This is a genomic window from Microcystis sp. M31BS1 (assembly GCF_020245285.1).
Taxonomy (GTDB): Bacteria; Cyanobacteriota; Cyanobacteriia; order Cyanobacteriales; family Microcystaceae; genus Microcystis; species Microcystis panniformis.
Window position 1 is genome coordinate 1 of sequence record NZ_JADBVE010000412.1, and the last position, 16,286, is coordinate 16,286.

Annotated in this window: 16 protein-coding genes and 2 pseudogenes; 14 read left to right on the forward strand and 4 right to left on the reverse strand. The window is 41.1% G+C overall.

From position 1 onward, the window contains the following. Positions 1-102: IS1/IS1595 family N-terminal zinc-binding domain-containing protein (locus IM509_RS23140; protein WP_420372283.1), on the reverse strand; the 102-nt coding region annotated here is incomplete at its 3' end. A 28-nt stretch (positions 103-130) separates the two neighbouring features. On the opposite strand from IM509_RS23140, the gene IM509_RS23145 reads away from it, so the two are divergent. From IM509_RS23145 to IM509_RS23155, 3 genes are all read left to right on the forward strand, one after another. Further along, positions 131-655: a PEP-CTERM sorting domain-containing protein gene (locus tag IM509_RS23145; protein ID WP_272079464.1), complete on the forward strand. Its 525-nt coding sequence runs from the start codon at positions 131-133 to the stop codon at positions 653-655. A gap of 165 nt (positions 656-820) precedes the next feature. Next, positions 821-1,111, forward strand: coding sequence for a DUF433 domain-containing protein (locus tag IM509_RS23150; RefSeq protein ID WP_149978467.1), 291 nt, complete (start codon positions 821-823; stop codon positions 1,109-1,111). After that, on the forward strand, positions 1,111-1,275 hold the full coding sequence (locus IM509_RS23155) for a hypothetical protein (protein ID WP_002788348.1): 165 nt from the start codon (positions 1,111-1,113) through the stop codon (positions 1,273-1,275). The genes IM509_RS23150 and IM509_RS23155 overlap by 1 nt, the downstream gene beginning before the upstream one ends. Positions 1,276-1,493: 218 nt before the next feature. On the opposite strand, the pseudogene IM509_RS23160 reads toward IM509_RS23155, so the two are convergent. Then, a pseudogene (locus IM509_RS23160) lies at positions 1,494-2,478 on the reverse strand (IS30 family transposase). A gap of 197 nt (positions 2,479-2,675) precedes the next feature. On the opposite strand from IM509_RS23160, the pseudogene IM509_RS24450 reads away from it, so the two are divergent. From IM509_RS24450 to IM509_RS23205, 9 genes and pseudogenes are all read left to right on the forward strand, one after another. Further along, a pseudogene (locus tag IM509_RS24450) lies at positions 2,676-3,779 on the forward strand (tetratricopeptide repeat protein). 36 nt (positions 3,780-3,815) lie between these two features. Beyond that, a complete protein-coding gene (locus IM509_RS23170; RefSeq protein WP_002760549.1) occupies positions 3,816-4,028 on the forward strand; it encodes a hypothetical protein in 213 nt (70 codons plus the stop codon). A 306-nt stretch (positions 4,029-4,334) separates the two neighbouring features. After that, positions 4,335-4,598, forward strand: a complete 264-nt coding sequence (locus tag IM509_RS23175; RefSeq protein WP_002787527.1) for a type II toxin-antitoxin system Phd/YefM family antitoxin — start codon at positions 4,335-4,337, stop codon at positions 4,596-4,598. Then, positions 4,595-4,981 carry a type II toxin-antitoxin system VapC family toxin gene (locus IM509_RS23180; protein ID WP_002734288.1) on the forward strand — a complete coding sequence of 129 codons (387 nt, stop codon included), beginning with the start codon at positions 4,595-4,597 and terminating at the stop codon, positions 4,979-4,981. Before IM509_RS23175 ends, IM509_RS23180 begins: the two co-directional genes overlap by 4 nt. Positions 4,982-5,856: 875 nt before the next feature. Continuing rightward, a complete protein-coding gene (gene hcp / locus IM509_RS23185) occupies positions 5,857-7,485 on the forward strand; it encodes a hydroxylamine reductase (RefSeq protein ID WP_072923685.1) in 1,629 nt (542 codons plus the stop codon). A gap of 85 nt (positions 7,486-7,570) precedes the next feature. Next, a complete protein-coding gene (gene hoxU, locus IM509_RS23190; RefSeq protein WP_002752680.1) occupies positions 7,571-8,287 on the forward strand; it encodes a bidirectional hydrogenase complex protein HoxU in 717 nt (238 codons plus the stop codon). A gap of 8 nt (positions 8,288-8,295) precedes the next feature. Further along, positions 8,296-8,691 (forward strand): hypothetical protein, encoded by a 396-nt coding sequence (locus tag IM509_RS23195; protein ID WP_002731876.1) that lies wholly within the window; start codon positions 8,296-8,298, stop codon positions 8,689-8,691. A gap of 2 nt (positions 8,692-8,693) precedes the next feature. Beyond that, a complete protein-coding gene (locus IM509_RS23200) occupies positions 8,694-9,155 on the forward strand; it encodes a hypothetical protein (RefSeq protein WP_052275635.1) in 462 nt (153 codons plus the stop codon). A gap of 77 nt (positions 9,156-9,232) precedes the next feature. Then, positions 9,233-9,781, forward strand: a complete 549-nt coding sequence (locus IM509_RS23205; RefSeq protein ID WP_002740992.1) for an NADH-quinone oxidoreductase subunit B family protein — start codon at positions 9,233-9,235, stop codon at positions 9,779-9,781. A gap of 595 nt (positions 9,782-10,376) precedes the next feature. On the opposite strand, the gene recG is transcribed toward IM509_RS23205, so the two are convergent. Next, positions 10,377-12,845 carry an ATP-dependent DNA helicase RecG gene (gene recG / locus IM509_RS23210; RefSeq protein WP_052275636.1) on the reverse strand — a complete coding sequence of 823 codons (2,469 nt, stop codon included), beginning with the start codon at positions 12,843-12,845 and terminating at the stop codon, positions 10,377-10,379. A 67-nt stretch (positions 12,846-12,912) separates the two neighbouring features. After that, positions 12,913-13,818 carry a hypothetical protein gene (locus IM509_RS23215; protein ID WP_002770465.1) on the reverse strand — a complete coding sequence of 302 codons (906 nt, stop codon included), beginning with the start codon at positions 13,816-13,818 and terminating at the stop codon, positions 12,913-12,915. 246 nt (positions 13,819-14,064) lie between these two features. Between IM509_RS23215 and IM509_RS23220 the strand changes: the two genes are divergently transcribed. Together IM509_RS23220 and hypE are read left to right on the forward strand one after the other, a co-directional pair. Continuing rightward, positions 14,065-14,898, forward strand: a complete 834-nt coding sequence (locus IM509_RS23220; RefSeq protein WP_002760540.1) for an Rpn family recombination-promoting nuclease/putative transposase — start codon at positions 14,065-14,067, stop codon at positions 14,896-14,898. Between the two features lie 105 nt (positions 14,899-15,003). After that, positions 15,004-16,074, forward strand: a complete 1,071-nt coding sequence (gene hypE / locus IM509_RS23225; RefSeq protein ID WP_052275637.1) for a hydrogenase expression/formation protein HypE — start codon at positions 15,004-15,006, stop codon at positions 16,072-16,074. Positions 16,075-16,286: the final 212 nt, after the last annotated feature.

Consider the following 16,286-nt stretch of genomic DNA (forward strand, 5'->3'; position numbering starts at 1 on the left):
AATAAATTGACGGCCACAGGTTACACAAATATGATTTTGTTTACCTTGTTTATTGATGCCATTTTTACGGATATGGGTAGATTTACATTCAGGGCATTGCATTTTGATTTCCTCCATTCATATCTCTATTATGCAACGCCTTTTTTCTAGCGTAGCTCTTGGAGTATCAGCAGATGGGTCTGTTGTGGTTGGTCGAGGCTTTAGTTCTAGTGGTGAGGAGGCATTCCGTTGGACACAAGGGACGGGAATGGTAGGACTAGGAGACTTATCGGGAGGGCGTTTCGAGAGCCGTGCTTTTGGAGTATCAGCAGATGGGTCTGTAGTTGTTGGTTTAGGTAGTAGTGCTAGTAGTGCTAATAATAGTGAGGCATTCATCTGGAATAGTACCCTAGGAATGCGGAGCCTAAAAGAGGCTTTAAGTAATGATTATGGTTTAAATTTAACGGGTTGGACTTTGTTGGTTGCCAGTGCAATTTCTGCTGATGGGTTAACAATTGTGGGTAGTGGAATTAACCCCAGTGGTAATACTGAAGCTTGGATTGCTCGTTTAGATGGACAAACCGATCCCCCGAATCCATCTGTACCGGAGCCTAGTTCTATATTAGGGTTAGGCCTGTTTTCTTTGGTGGGTTTTTTAATTAAGAAACGGTCATAATCTAACCTGACTTTGATGGGAAAGTCCATAAATTCCCTATTTTTAGCATTTCAATCAGTTAGTATCTAAATCATTAGATAAAAGGGCATCCTCGAAAGGAGGGCTTTTTTGTTGTTCGGATGTATCGATCGAGCTACAATAAAAGGGACTTCTCTAGGCGAAAATATGGCTACAGGCATCGATATTAGCGAATTTATTGTTGCTAGTCCGGATATTTGTAATGCTCGTCCCCGGATCGCGGGAACTAGAATCACGATTCAAAGTTTAGTCATGGATCATAAAACGGGAATGAGTGCCGAAGCGATCGCTAAGGAGTATCCTCAGTTAAATCTGGCTCAAATTTATAGCGCTCTAGCGTATTATCACGCGAATAAAGAACAGATAGAGGCCGATATCGATGCTTACCGAGCCGATTGTGAAGACTGGGAATCCCGATATCGAGCCGGTGAATTGTAATGAGTCAAATCCGTCTCTACCTTGATGAAGATGCGGGTCAACGCTCGGTCCTGGAAGCTTTGCGGAATCTGAAGATTGATGTAAGGCTCTTCCGTAATTGTTATGCTAAATTAGTAATTGATTTAAGGCAACAGGCAACAGGCAATAGGGGAAAAAGATATTAAATCGATTATTTCTTTACTCCTGGAAGAAACCCGAATGATTCCTTCTCTTCTTAAAAAACTAAATTCTTAAAATATTTTGCCTATTGCCTTTTGCCTATTTTCAACTGTCAATTTTACATGACAAGTTCAGTAGAACCTTAATTATAAGCACTTACTTATAATTTATCTGGGAAAAAAGTTTAGTAATCTCACTGCAATTATAACAGGATTGGGCCGATTCAAGTCTGAATTGCATCACTATCTGATCTACCTTTATAGAATACCTCATTCGGGGTACGATAGTCAAGACATTTTCGAGGACGATTGTTAATTAAGTTTACGACTCTTTCCACCTCCTCTGGCTTAACAATTTTTAAATTCGTTCTCTTGGGGAAAAATTGTCTTAACAGTCCATTGGTATGCTCGTTTAATCCCCTCTCCCACGAATGATAAGGAGTAGCAAAATAAAAATCTGCTCCTAGTTTCTGACTCAACTCTTGATATCCACAAAATTCTTTGCCGTTGTCACAAGTAAAGGTTTTTCTTTTGTCAGGGTGAATCTCTTGGAAAAGTTTTTCTGTGACTCTATTGATTTCCGATGCGGTTTTGTTTTTGGCTAATCCTGCTCCTAAAAATTTCGAGGCTTTGTACACATGAGTAACGAGAACTCCTAGATGATTGCCTCCAATCATTGTGTCACTTTCCCAATGACCGATTTCGGTTTTCTGGTCAGCAATTGCTGGTCGCTCGCTGATATCTACACGCCCTGGAATCCCTCCACGCTTACTTTTTGCTCCATTTCGACTCTTTCTTTTTCCTCGTCCTTGACGTAGGCATTCTTGATACTTTCCACAGTCAAGGGTAGTTTTGATAGATCATTTGATAGATGGTTTCATGACTGAGAGATTCTTGACCAGCTTTTTTCAGACGACCCGCTATTTGTTCGGGACTATGATAATTTTTCAATCCTTCTTTCACCAACTCTAAGGCCGACTCGCTGACATTTTTAAAGGGTTGTTTGGCATTTTTGGTGCGCGTCTCGCTTTCAGCTTGTGCTGTGTCAGGTAGATAGCAGCCGAGAGAACTTTGATTCCTTCTTAATTCTCGTGATATTGTGCTTTGATGACATCCGAGCCAGGCGGCCATTTGCCGTTGAGATAAATTTCCCTCTTGACTAAGTTGGTAGAGCAAGTTTCTTTGTTCTAAGTACCTAGGCAAAATTATTTACACATGACGATCATTGCCCCGTAAGGGTTTTAGCTCGATCGGGCAGGTAATTAATTTTGCATGACTACTTATGTTAAGATGTTGAGGGCTTCGTTTTTGGGTCTGATTTGTTTTTGTTAATGATCGGACACTACCTGATGAGCCTTTCTTTGTCAACTCTTGAGGTTGATGCGTTTCATTTTTGAATTGGCGTTGTGCGCGGTTTAGAAAATGCACTACTGTGCTGCGAAGAAGCAGAAAGTCAAGGCTATGTATTATCGAGTCAAAGTCCGGTTTATGGGGGAACCTGGGCCGGAGTTCCTAAGATTTTAGGCTATTTAAACCTATCTCGTGAGCGATTTGAGCGGCAATTTCCCTTTACTTTAGTATTCTTATTGCCGGAATTTGCCTTGCGGTATTTTATTCGTCGTGCGTCGGATTTTTTTGATTGGTATTCGGGAGTTTATGAATTTCCGACGGATAAGGACATATTGGAAAGAGAAATTAGAAGACTGGTTTATTTAGACGGAGATCTCGATACCTATCAGCAATTCACTCCCCAACAACCACAGGAAAAGTTAGCCGAAATTAAGGCCTATTTAAGCGATTCCCCATCTCTCGATCCTGTTCGAGCATCTGAATTGTGGCATGAAAAAGGCTTAATTCATCAAATGGGAAAAGAATACGAACAAGCGATCGCCTCCTTTGATCGAGCTTTAGAAATTAAACCCGATGACCATCAAGCTTGGTACAACCGAGGGATTGCGTTAAAGAATTTAGGCAGATTTGAACAAGCGATCGCATCCTTCGATCGAGCTTTAGAAATTAAACCCGATGACCATGAAGCTTGGTACAACCGAGGGGTTGCGTTGGGTAATTTAGGCAGATTTGAACAAGCGATCGCATCCTACGATCGAGCTTTAGAATTTAAACCCGATTACCCTGATGCTTGGAACAACCGAGGGATTGCGTTACATAATTTAGGCAGATTTGAACAAGCGATCGCATCCTGGGATCGAGCTATTAAAATTAATTCAAATGATGCTAAGTACCTAGGCAAAATTATTTACACATGACGATCATTGCCCCGTAAGGGTTTTAGCTCGATCGGGCAGGTAATTAATTTTGCATGACTACTTAATGCTTACTACAATAAAGCTTGCTGTTATGGCTTACAAAACAATGTGGAATTAGCTATCGAAAACTTACAACGCGCCATCAATCTTGATGTCGAATATCAAGATATGGCAAAAACGGATAAAGATTTTGATCAGATTCGGGGAGATGAGCGGTTTCAGAGTTTCCTAAATCGAGTATAATAATATATATTTGTATTTTAGCTAAGGAGATATTCTATGACTAATACCTACACAGCTATCATTCAGCCAGACGGAGATTGGTGGATTGGTTGGATAGAAGAAATTCCGGGAGTTAACTGTCAAGAAGCATCTCGTGACCAGTTATTAGAAAGCCTAAAAATTACTCTTAGTGAAGCATTAGAATTGAATAAACAGGAAGCAATTTCCGCTACTAGGGGAAACTACCAAGAAGAGAAAATTGTTGTATGAAACGCAAACAGTTTATCGATCGCGTCCTGTAGGGGCGAAGCATTCGGATAGGAAATCTACGGTTTCAGCGATAAGTTATTGCCCGAATGCTTCGCCCGTACTTTTTCAGCAAGTCCTAGCCATTCTTGGTGGTTTAACCCCCAATTAAATAAAAGATCTGCGATTCCAAGACATACCGGAGTGATAATTATCACAATTGGGCAATTCAGCAATGGGAAAAAGTTGCCAACCCTTTATTAACTTGTGAGGCAGTTATCACTGAATCCTGTTTTATTTTGTGAAGTAAATAAAGAGAGAAAATTATTCATGTCAAACAAAACTATTGATCTCAATCAAGTACAGTTAACTTTACAAGAACTACTTGCCTTAATAAAGGTAGATACTGAAATTATTATAACCGAAGGAAACAAGCCTGTAGCTCGTCTAATTCCTTGGGGAGATACTGAAAAAACAACGTCTGAAACTCCTTCTCCTAAGTTACGACAACCAGGACTACACGCTGGAAAAATTAGGACTAGGGAAGATTTTGATGAGCCACTTCCTGAAGAATTTTGGACAGGTGAATCATGAAATTTCTTTTAGATACCCATACATTTATTTGGTGGGATAGCGAACCAGAAAAACTCTCTCAAAGAGCTTTAGAACTGTGTAGAGATCCTAGTAATACGCTATTACTTAGTATTACAAGTATTTGGGAAATGCAAATCAAACTACAACTAGGTAAACTATCACTCAAGATACCTTTAGCAGAAATGATTAATACTCAGCAGGAAACTAACCAAATTGGCCTTTTATCAATTACAGTCAGCCATGTTTTAGCTTTAAATACTTTACCTAACATCCATAAAGATCCATTTGACCGCTTGTTAGTTGCTCAAGCTAATCTTGAAAATGCTAGACTGATTAGCCATGATTCAATATTAGCAAAATATCCTGTTCAGATAGATTGGTAGATAGGGCTTGCTGAATAAATGTGAAATATAGACGAGGTAAGGGTTTTAGGGTTCTGTTTTGCTCTCACAGGTGCAAGATTTTGAGAGAATCGTCGTTCAAAACCTTGCGTCTTCATCGGCCCGCGTCCTGTAGGGGCGAAGCATTCGGACAATAACCTATCGGTGAAACCGTAGATTTTCTATCCGAATGCTTCGCCCGTACTTTTTCAGCAAGTCCTAGCTATTCTTGGTGGTTTAACCCCCAATTAAATAAAAGATCTGCGATTCCAAGACATACGGAAATTAGGTATATTCTCGCTAATAAAATCTGCAAAGATATCGGAATACCACTAATAAAATAAATCGTTCATCAGTCTTGATGTCAAATATCAGGATCTGGCAAAAACAGATAAAGATTTTGAGCAGATTCGGCGAGATAATCGGTTAAGTTAAGTAAATAAAAAAAGAGATAACTATCTATGTCGAAAGCAATCCCATCATCAGAGTTAGGCGATAATAACTCTTAAGTTCCAACTTTCTATCCTAATCAGGAGACCGATTGCTATGACACTGGCAAATACCCACCTAAAAATCGAAAATTTCGCTCATTATATCATAAAAATCACCAAAAATACTTAATTTAAATAAGACAACTAAATAATTGTTTAATCGGTAATTCTTGAGGAAATCTAAAATCAGAACCCAACCGGCAAAAAAAGTGAGAGAATAAAAACATAGTTCAGAGAGTAGAGGCTGTCAAGACAAGCTTTCCAGTCGTAAAATCCATAATTCTTGCTGGGTGAGGGCCGATAACTAACTTTCAAAAAAGCAGAATTAAATTTAGTAGAAAAAAATCGCAACAATCTGTCAATCTACTGAAAAAAGAGAGAAAACTTATGTTTTGTGAACAATGCGAACAAACCGCTAGTGGTAATGGTTGTCATCAGTGGGGAGCCTGTGGAAAAAGTCCCGAAGTCAACGCCGTTCAAGACTTATTAGTGTATTGTCTGCGGGGATTAGCATCGGTGGTTTTAAAAGCCAAAGAAGCGGCAATATCTACTCGCGAAGCTGATATTTTTACCTGTGAGGCGCTTTTCGCCACCATGACCAATGTTAACTTTGATCAGCGGCGTTTTACTGATTATATTCAGCGTTGTTTAGAGATTCGGGAAAATTTAAAAGCACAATTGGGATCGCTGGACTGGTCTGCACTTGCTAACTATCAGCCTAATTTTAATGAGAGCCTAGTTAGCCAAGGTCAAGAAGTATCCTTAGAACTAATTGAAAAAGTGCAAGACCTCGATATTTTTTCCCTAAAGTTAACTGCTATCTACGGAGTTAAAGGTCTTGCTTCCTATACTTTCCACGCTCAGGAATTAGGTCAAGAGGATGACTCAGTTTATCAGGTTATCCAAGAGACTTTAGCGGCAATTGATCGCAGTGATTTAAACCTGAATGATTGGGTGGCAATCTGTCTAAAAGTTGGGGAAGCAAACCTGCGAGCAATGGAATTATTAGATCAAGGTCATACCGAAACCTACGGTCATCCCATACCGACAAATGTTCCCTTAAATCCGCGTCTAGGTAAAGCCATTTTAGTCTCCGGCCATGATATTAAACAATTAGCGGCTTTACTGGCACAAACTGCCAATACTGGGATAACAGTCTATACCCACGGAGAATTATTACCCGCCCACGGTTATCCAAAACTCAAAGAAAAATATCCCCATCTCTACGGTCATTATGGCACCGCCTGGCAAAATCAAACTAAGGAATTTGCTAAGTTTCCGGGGGCAATAGTTTTAACTACTAATTGTCTCATGCCCCCCCACGAAAACTATGAAAGTAAACTCTTTACCCTCGGACCTGTGGGTTATGTCCATATTAACCGCTTAGAAACAGTGGACGGTGCGATCGATTTTAGTCCCGTGATTGCTAAAGCGCAGTCATTGCCCGGATTTACTGAAATAAGCGAACCTCGGCAGGTAATGGTAGGATTTGCCCACAATACCGTTCTTAGTGTCGCTGATACGGTGGTTGATGCCCTTAAACAGGGTAAAATCCGTCACTTCTTCCTAGTTGGCGGCTGCGATGGCGCAAAACCTGATCGCAATTACTACACCGAATTTGTGGAACAAGTCCCCGAAGATTGCATCGTTTTAACCCTTGCCTGTGGAAAATTCCGCTTTTTCGACAAACAATTAGGTAGCATCGAAGGATTACCCCGGCTGATGGACGTGGGACAATGTAACGATGCCTATAGTGCCATCAAAATCGCCCTAGGATTAGCCAACGCTTTTAACGTTAGCGTCAATGAGATTCCCCTCTCCCTAATTATCTCTTGGTACGAACAAAAAGCGATCGCTGTACTGCTCACCCTGCTGCATCTAGGTATTCAAAATATCCGTCTGGGACCAACTTTACCGGCATTTATCTCCCCCAACGTCCTGAAATTCCTCTCCGATACCTATCACCTGCAGCCGATTACCACCCCCGCAAAAGACTTAGCCGCTTGTCTAGGTTAAAACTTTCTGTAAAAATCCCACCCTTGGCCACAAATTGTGGCCTATGGGAAGGAGAGGGATATTATCCTCAAGGAGAATAATTTTTATGTCCGTAATCACTTTAAGCATTGATGGTAAAGATGTAGCGATCGAAGCGGGTTCGCGAGTTCTCGCAGCCGCTAGTCAGGTAGGAATAAAAATTCCCGCCCTCTGTCATCTCGATGGGGTTTCCGAAGTAGCTGCCTGTCGCTTATGTTTGGTAGAAATTGAAGGTATTAATAAATTATTACCTGCCTGTGTAACGGAAGTGGCGGAAGGAATGGTGGTTCACACCGATACCCCAAAACTGAAAGAATATCGCCGCATGACAGTGGAATTATTATTCGCTGAAGGTAATCACGTTTGTGCGGTTTGTGTGGCTAATGGTAACTGTGAATTACAAGATTTAGCCATCGAAGTGGGTATGGATCATAGTCGTTTTCCCTACCGTTTTCCCAAGCGAGAAGTGGATATTTCCCATCCTCTTTTTGGTATCGATCATAATCGTTGTGTTCTCTGTACCCGTTGTGTGCGAGTCTGTGATGAAATTGAAGGGGCGCACGTTTGGGATCTGGCCTATCGCGGCGAAAAAGATAAAATTATTGCGGGAATGGATCAGCCTTGGGGCAGCGTTTCTGCCTGTACTTCCTGCGGCAAATGTGTTGCCGCTTGTCCAACCGGGGCGATATTCCGCAAGGGTTCCGCCGTTTCCGAAAAAGAGGAAGATCGATCGAAGTTGGAATTTTTAGTTAATGCTAGGACTGAACACCAATGGACGCGTTAAACTAATCGATGGAGGGTGATAGTGATCGATGGGCGCATTTAGATATCTACGAGCAGAAATTAACCGCCAAGGTAAGGGAGGACTATGATCAGATTATGGGTAATAATCAAGATATCCTAGGGATTGCTGCCCAATACGAAATCTCGGAAATCGATATCCGACGCGCCAAGGATTACGCTTTTGGATCGGGAGTGTCTCGATATCAATTTTTTCCCGAAGGTTTAATGGTAGCAGCTTGGCGAAGACTCGCTGGCGCTCAAGGGAATAATCTTGATCGGATGTTTCTCAATCATGAAATCTACGAATCTGACTTAGTGATTAATCGAGGCTTTTCGCAGCAACAAGCGCATTTACTGGCACAAAAACAATATCCTTGGTCCGATTCAATTCAGCAAACGAGATAATTATGACCACATCACCCGAATCGCAATTTCTGCAAGCCATAGAAATGTGTCAGTCTCTCTCCAATTTGACGGCGCAATTTTCCAGTATTCCTTGTCGGATAATTGAAATTTTGTCTGATGTCAGTCAAGAGCCTAGGGTTTTGTATTCGCTCTTAATTAAATATTCTAGAGAAGTGGATTCCGCTTTAGTTGCCCTAGATATTTATGCCAAAAGTGCTGATAATTGGCGAGTAAAAGATCGAGATAAAACCTGTTCTCTTGGTTTTGGAGTAAAAGACCATTGCACGATTTTAAGCTGTTTGCTCAATTTCGGCAAACGTCCTTTTTCTTTTATTTCCTATACGGGAAATTTTGCATCGGAGGCGATTATTTTTGAGCTACTTAAAGACTGGAAAAATCTAGATTTAGCTCCTTTCTTTGAGGAAAAAATGCAAGAGTTTATCCTGGAGGCAAAAATAGCTTAAAAGAGAATTTCTTTGCGTTTGATCCTTTTGACGAAATTGCAACTCAGCCAAAAAATACCAATCAAGGAATTAAAATTATGTCTAAAATTCGCTTTGCTACTGTCTGGTTAGCCGGTTGTTCGGGATGCCATATGTCCTTCCTCGATTTGGACGAATGGCTGTTAGAATTAGCTGAAAAAGTTGACGTGGTGTATAGTCCCGTCGGCTGCGATCTGAAAACCTATCCGGAAAATGTCGATGTCTGTTTAGTGGAAGGAGCGATCGCTAATCAGGATAATTTAGAACTAATTCATCTAGTCCGTCAAAATACCAAAACCGTCGTTTCTTTTGGTGATTGCGCTGTGACTGCTAATGTTCCCGCTATGCGGAATATGTTGGGAACTGCTGATCCCGTGCTAAAAAGAGCTTATTTAGAGTTAGGAGATAACACACCTCAACTACCAGAAGAACCCGGTATCGTTCCCGAATTATTAGATCAAGTGCTGCCCGTCCATCAAGTCATTCCCATCGATATTTTTATGCCGGGTTGTCCCCCCGATGCGGACAGAATTCGCGAGACATTGATTCCCATTTTAAAAGGGGAATTACCCGTGATGGCAGGACGAGAAATGATTAAATTTGGTTAATTGAATCAGTTATCAGTGATCAGTTATCAGTTATCAGTTATCAGTTATCAGTTATCAGTGATCAGTGATCAGTGATCAGTTATCAGTGATCAGTGATCAGTTATCAGTTATCAGTGATCAGTGATCAGTTATCAGTTATCAGTTATCAGTGATCAGTTATCAGTTATAAGATTTGAGTTTTAAGTTTTGAGTGAGCAGTATGTATTAAGTGAGCCTCATCAAATGGCAGTTTGCTGCTGTCTTTTCGCTGATTACTGATCACTGTTTACTGATTACTGATTGGGTGCATCTCATATTTGTAAAAATACCGACAATCAGCAATTATCAGTGACTCCTAAATTATTACAGATGTGTCAGCAGCCGCGTGTAAGCATCCCACCGAAAAACTAATGCGCGGGGGGTTTGGGGGCGGCGCCACGCCCCCAACGGGGGGTTTGGGGGGTAGAACCCCCCAAAGGCTTGGATTGAGTGATAAAATCGGAAGTAATACGGCCATCCCTTGAGTATGGGCTACATATCAAGAGAGGCACTCATGCAAAACGGAGAATAAATAATCAGTTTTTAATAACTGGATACTGATTACTGAACATCTAAATCAAGTTAAAATATCCGCTCCTAACATCCGTTGATATTTAGCTTCTAAAGCTTGTTTCAAATTGGGCAAAGTGATTAAATGGGGATCATCTAACATAATTTTTTCGGCGGCATCTCTTGCCAAAACTAACACCTCTTGATCCTCCACTAAACTAGCGAGGGCAAAATCTGGTAAACCCGATTGTCGTTGTCCTAAAACTTCCCCCGGACCGCGAAATCGCATATCCATTTCCGAGATAAAAAAGCCGTCTTGGGATTGTTCCAAAACCGTCAATCTTTGACGGGAATTAGCACTATTACTGCCACTTAAAAGTAAACAATAGGATTGATGGGAACCTCTGCCGACGCGCCCCCGTAATTGATGCAATTGTGAAAGGCCAAAACGTTCGGCATTTTCAATTAACATCACCGTGGCATTGGGAACATCCACCCCCACTTCGATAACCGTAGTTGAGACAATAATTTGCAGAATATTATCGCGAAAAGCTGTTAAGATTTCCTCTTTTTCGGCGGAACTCATGCGACCATGGAGTAAACCGATATTAAAATTGGGAAAAATCTTTTCTGATAAATTTTGATATTCTTCCACCGCAGCCCTCACATCTAATTTTTCCGATTCTTCAATTAAGGGAAAAATCACATAAGCTTGTCTGCCTTGGGCAATTTCACGGCGAATTAAATCATAGGCAGCCCTTCTTTGATTGCCATTTAAAGCGGTGGTTTGAATCGGTTGTCTGCCGGGGGGTAATTCGTCAATTTGACTCACATCTAAATCCCCATGCAGGGTTAAAGCTAAAGTACGGGGAATCGGTGTTGCTGTCATGGTTAAAACGTGGGGAGACTCTCCTTTGCTTAATAATCTTGCCCTTTGTTGTACCCCAAAGCGATGCTGTTCATCAATAACAACTAAACCTAATTTGCGGAAATTAACTGCATCTTGAATTAGGGCATGAGTTCCCACTAAAAGTGGTAATTCTCCTGTCTCTAATTGGGCGTGAATTTCTCGCCGTTTAGCGGTTTTTGTGGAACCAGTTAATAATTCTACGGGTAAATGTAAGAGATTAAACCAGCTAACTAACTTACGATAATGTTGTTCTGCTAAAACTTCCGTAGGAGCCATTAATGCCGCTTGATAACCGGATTGTAGGGCTGCTAAAATGGCATAAACTCCGACAATTGTTTTGCCAGAACCCACATCCCCCTGCACAAGACGATTCATCGGGGTGCTAGAATCTAAATCCTCTAAAATTTCCTCAATAACTCGTTTTTGAGCATTGGTTAATTGAAAGGGAATTATCTGATTAAATTGATCAATTAGTTGACCCTTAGCACTAAAAATAGCGCTTTTCTGTGTCTGACGATACTGTTGCCGCCGCCGCAGAAACCCCAATTGTAAAAAGAAGAATTCATCAAAGACTAATCGCCGTCGCGCTTGACTGAGAATCTCGGCATTATTGGGGAAATGAATGTTAGTAATTGCTGTTTTTAAATCGATTAATCCGTATTGTTTTCTTAGACCGAAAGGTAGGGGGTCTTTTATCGCCTCTACTGCCCCAAAAGCGGCGACTACAGCCTTTCTAATTAGGTCGGCGGGTACTCCATCGGTGAGGGGATAAACCGGCAGGATACGCCCGATTTTTAAGGACTCAATACTTGCCCCAGAACTGTCTAATAACTCAAATTCAGGATTTTCTAAAGTTAACCCATATTTTCCCGCTTTGACTAAACCACTAACCGCCACCACCGAACCGACGGGATAGAGTTTTTTTTGTCCTTCTTGCCAAGCACGATTATTATAGCGAGTTCCCGCATAAAAACGGTTTAATTTTATCTGTCCAGTGCGATCCTGTAAGAGCAATTCAAAGATAGCTAACTTGGTGTTTTTGGGGCTAGTAAAACAATTACAGCGCTTGACATTCCCCACTAAAGTTACCGTTTCCCCCTCGGTTAAATTAGCGATATTGACTTGACGACTATAATCCACATGATCCCGGGGATAATAATATAATAAATCTTCAACTTTGTGGAGGTTTAATCTTTCTAAAAGACTGGCTTTTCTCTCTCCCACTTCCGCTAGATATTTCAAGGGTTGTTCGAGGGTGACTTGCCGTGGAGAATTAGCCTTTGCCGTGATGGGAGTGGTATTAATAATTTTCGCCACAGCTGGTTCTTTTGGGGTGGGGGTTGCTTCTAAAGTTTGCCGTAATTGTTGTAAAAAATTGCGAGTTTCGGCGACTAATTGTTGTCTTTGTCTGGGATTAAATTGGGAATATTGGGCAAATTTTTGGGCTAATTCTCGCCAGCGATTTCTCTCACTGGTGGCAATTCCCACGGGAGGATTATCCCCGAAACTAAGACAGAAAAACTCGCTAAAACGGTATTGATTTCCCTGAAGATCGGGATAACCTTTTTCCGCTTCTACAGATAAGGCTTTTTGTAATCTCACCCAGTCGGGTATTTCCCCTTTCATAATTGCCTCTTGATTCCAAATTTCCCAGTATTATGTTTCCCTAATACCTCTGTTTGATTATAACTGATTAATCATACCAACTACTGCGCCACGCCGCTTCCGCTTGAGCGATAGTATATTCTTTGCGAAGGTGATGATATTGTTTACCTAGACGATTTAATTGTTCCCAAAGGGAGCGAATTTGATTTCTTTCGACACTTAAGCGCGTATCAGCAAATTCCAGTTCAGCCATTCGTAGATGAATTGCCGTTACTTTAGTGACTTTGCCACTTGAAAAATTATGATCATCCCCATCATCTTCATCTTCATCTTCATCTTCATCTTTTTCCTCCTCTGGTTCAGGGTTTTTAGCTTCTACTAAAATGTTTAACATATTATTTCCTCCACCTAGGGATTGTCCCTCTTCTCCCGCTTGAATTGCCATATCGATAATTTGACTGGGTAGATGAGGGGGAAGAATATAAGCTTTTTGTAGTTGCTGATTAATTTGTTTGGAGAGATGATTGAGAATCTCGATACAGTTTTTTTCCAGCACTCGACAACAATAAAGTAAAATATCGGGGTTATTAATCTCTCCAGTTGCGGCTAGATTTTCTGGTTTGTTTAGAAAAAGTTTCAAGAAATCTGGGGTATTTTTCGTCTCTGCTGGACTTTTAGAGAATCCTACCCCTGAAAATGTCCCTCGATCGAAGCTCTGCTCGCCCAATTGCTGTAAACTGGCTTTAGCCTCTTGTCCTAGAGCTTTGATCTCCTCTTGTAGTTTCTGACGATTGCTGTGGGAGAGAGCCAGAAATTCCCCCCCATAGTAGCGGGTACAGATATGATACACTGCCCCGATCGCCTGTTTATAGAGAGATTCACCGAGTAAATCAAGATAAATTCGGTATTTTTCCCGCATTCTTTCGGCTAAATTTGCCACTTCCGTTTCTATGTTCCTTAAATCTTGTTGTAGCTTGTTCAGTCTTCCAGTCATAGAAATTTTACCGAGGGAGAAGTTAGCGATCGGCGAATTCTATTATAGCGACTCACTGTCAGCTATAGCGCCCTGACCAGGGGGAGATGTTTAGACTCGATCGTTTATCGGTTATTTTAGGTATTAGCTTTTCCCAGATCGGCTTTTAGCATTGGTTTTGGCAAAGATAACTGCTATAATCAGGCTAATTAGTAGGAAAACTCTCTATCTCTATATTTTTGCATAGTTTACACCACAAGTCCGGGCATGAAAACCGACAGTATTTTTTATGATCTTTTTCAATCTTATCCGTCAATTTTCTTTGAATTAATCAACCTTTCCCCCGGAGAAGCCGAGAATTACCGCTTTGATTCCGTCGAAATCAAGCAACTAGCTTTTCGTATTGATGGCGTATTTTTGCCCAATATTACCGATCCTAGCATTCCTATTTATTTCTGCGAGGTGCAATTTCAAGATGATCAGAATTTTTATGGCCGTTTCTTTGCTGAAATCTTCTTATATCTCAGTAAAACTGCTTTTAACAATGATTGGCGCGGGGTGGTCATTTATCCCCATCGTCGGGTAGAATCAGATAAGATTTTACGTTATCAAGACTTATTGACATCTGGGAGAGTGACGCGAATCTATTTAGATGAACTAGATGATATTAATCAAGATTCCCTCGGTATTGCCACCATAAAATTAATTATTGCTAAAGAAAATCAAGCCGTGGCAACAGCCAAACAACTTATTGAACGAGTGCGAACTGAATTTACCCAACCGCAAAACCTCCTACAATTAATAGAAACGATCCTTATCTATAAATTACCACGTCTAAGTCGCCGGGAGATAGAAGCCATGTTTAGTTTAGATGAACTGAAACAAACCCGTTATTTTCAAGACGTTCGAGAAGAAGGTAAACTGGAAGGTAAACTGGAAGGTAAACTGGAAGGTAAACTGGAAGGTAAACTGGAAGGTAAACTGGAAGGTAAACTGGAATCTGTGCCGCGTTTATTGGCTTTAGGTTTAACGGTAGAACAAATTGCTCAAGCCTTGGACTTAACTGTAGAAAAAGTGCGAGAAATACCAGAAACCCATTAAGATAATCTAGCAGTAAGCTATGACAGTGTTTTTCATCAAGATAAAGTGTAACCTAATTTGCTATCGGCCACCGACTACCCAAAACGAAAACTTACTACCTCACCTATGACTAGCACTCCTTCAGCTTCTTTAAAATTAAAAAAAACAAAAATTACCGACACAAATATCACTCTCTCCCATGGCAGCGGTGGCAGAGCAATGCGGGATTTAATTAACGAGATATTCGTTAGTAACTTCGATAATAACTTACTGGCACCCCTTGAAGATCAAGCCCGATTTGAGATTAAAGATTTGGCTAAAATAGGCGAGCGCTTGGCATTTACAACCGATTCCTATGTGGTTTCTCCTCTATTCTTTCCGGGGGGTGATATTGGCAGTTTAGCAGTCAATGGAACCGTTAATGATTTGGCTGTCGGTGGGGCAATTCCTCTCTATCTCAGTTGTAGTTTTATCCTCGAAGAAGGTTTATCTATCGACACCCTAAAAACCATCGTTACTAGCATGAAAATAGCCGCCGAAAAAGCAGCAGTAAAAATCGTCACCGGGGATACAAAAGTCGTTCTCAAGGGACAAGGGGATCAAATATTTATTAACACCTCTGGAGTCGGAGTAATTCCGGCCGGAATCAATTCTGGGGCGAATAATTTACAAGTTGGCGATCGCATTTTGCTAAACGGTTTTCTGGGGGATCACGGTGCCGCCATTCTGATTGCTAGGGGCGAATTAGACCTACAATGCACAATCGAAAGCGATTGTCAAGCCTTGAATTCTTTAATTTCTGCAATTCTGGCCGTTTGCCCACAAGTTAAAGCGATGCGGGATGCCACTAGAGGCGGATTAGCCACGGTTTTAAACGAATTTGCCCAAAGTTCAGGGGTGGGAATACAGGTGCAGGAAACGGCGATCCCCATCCGGGAAGAAGTGCGAGGAATGTGCGAATTATTGGGCTTAGAACCGCTTTATCTGGCAAATGAGGGCAAATTAGTCCTTGTCGTGCCTCCAGAGGCAGAAAATCGCGTTTTAGCAGTGATGCGTTCCCATCCTGACGGTAAAAATGCCGCTTCTATCGGGGAAGTCGTCGCTTCTCCCCCCAATTTAGTTTACTTAAAAACCCCTTTCGGCACTAACAGAATTCTCGATATGTTAGTCGGTGAACAATTACCGAGAATATGTTAATTAGACAGGAGACAGTTTTAAAGGAAAAAGTGAAAACTAAAAAAACAGATAGTTGGGGTTTTGGGGTTTTAGTTGAAATTTCCCTGATAACTGATAACTGATAACTGATAACTGATAACTGATAACTGATAACTGATAACTGATAACTGATAACTGATAACTGATAACTGATAACTGATAACTGATAACTGATAACTGATAACTGATAACTG

What these genes read in the sequence shown, in the direction of transcription:
- IM509_RS23195 (WP_002731876.1), top strand. Translation starts at nt 8,296, where the DNA reads ATGGAGGGTGATAGTGATCGATGGGCGCATTTAGATATCTACGAGCAG.
- hoxU (WP_002752680.1), top strand. Translation starts at nt 7,571, where the DNA reads ATGTCCGTAATCACTTTAAGCATTGATGGTAAAGATGTAGCGATCGAA.
- IM509_RS23175 (WP_002787527.1), top strand. Translation starts at nt 4,335, where the DNA reads ATGTCAAACAAAACTATTGATCTCAATCAAGTACAGTTAACTTTACAA.
- IM509_RS23155 (WP_002788348.1), top strand. Translation starts at nt 1,111, where the DNA reads ATGAGTCAAATCCGTCTCTACCTTGATGAAGATGCGGGTCAACGCTCG.
- IM509_RS23145 (WP_272079464.1), top strand. Translation starts at nt 131, where the DNA reads ATGCAACGCCTTTTTTCTAGCGTAGCTCTTGGAGTATCAGCAGATGGG.
- IM509_RS23150 (WP_149978467.1), top strand. Translation starts at nt 821, where the DNA reads ATGGCTACAGGCATCGATATTAGCGAATTTATTGTTGCTAGTCCGGAT.
- IM509_RS23170 (WP_002760549.1), top strand. Translation starts at nt 3,816, where the DNA reads ATGACTAATACCTACACAGCTATCATTCAGCCAGACGGAGATTGGTGG.
- hcp (WP_072923685.1), top strand. Translation starts at nt 5,857, where the DNA reads ATGTTTTGTGAACAATGCGAACAAACCGCTAGTGGTAATGGTTGTCAT.
- IM509_RS23215 (WP_002770465.1), bottom strand. Translation starts at nt 13,818, where the DNA reads ATGACTGGAAGACTGAACAAGCTACAACAAGATTTAAGGAACATAGAA.
- IM509_RS23200 (WP_052275635.1), top strand. Translation starts at nt 8,694, where the DNA reads ATGACCACATCACCCGAATCGCAATTTCTGCAAGCCATAGAAATGTGT.
- IM509_RS23180 (WP_002734288.1), top strand. Translation starts at nt 4,595, where the DNA reads ATGAAATTTCTTTTAGATACCCATACATTTATTTGGTGGGATAGCGAA.
- IM509_RS23205 (WP_002740992.1), top strand. Translation starts at nt 9,233, where the DNA reads ATGTCTAAAATTCGCTTTGCTACTGTCTGGTTAGCCGGTTGTTCGGGA.
- hypE (WP_052275637.1), top strand. Translation starts at nt 15,004, where the DNA reads ATGACTAGCACTCCTTCAGCTTCTTTAAAATTAAAAAAAACAAAAATT.
- IM509_RS23220 (WP_002760540.1), top strand. Translation starts at nt 14,065, where the DNA reads ATGAAAACCGACAGTATTTTTTATGATCTTTTTCAATCTTATCCGTCA.
- recG (WP_052275636.1), bottom strand. Translation starts at nt 12,845, where the DNA reads ATGAAAGGGGAAATACCCGACTGGGTGAGATTACAAAAAGCCTTATCT.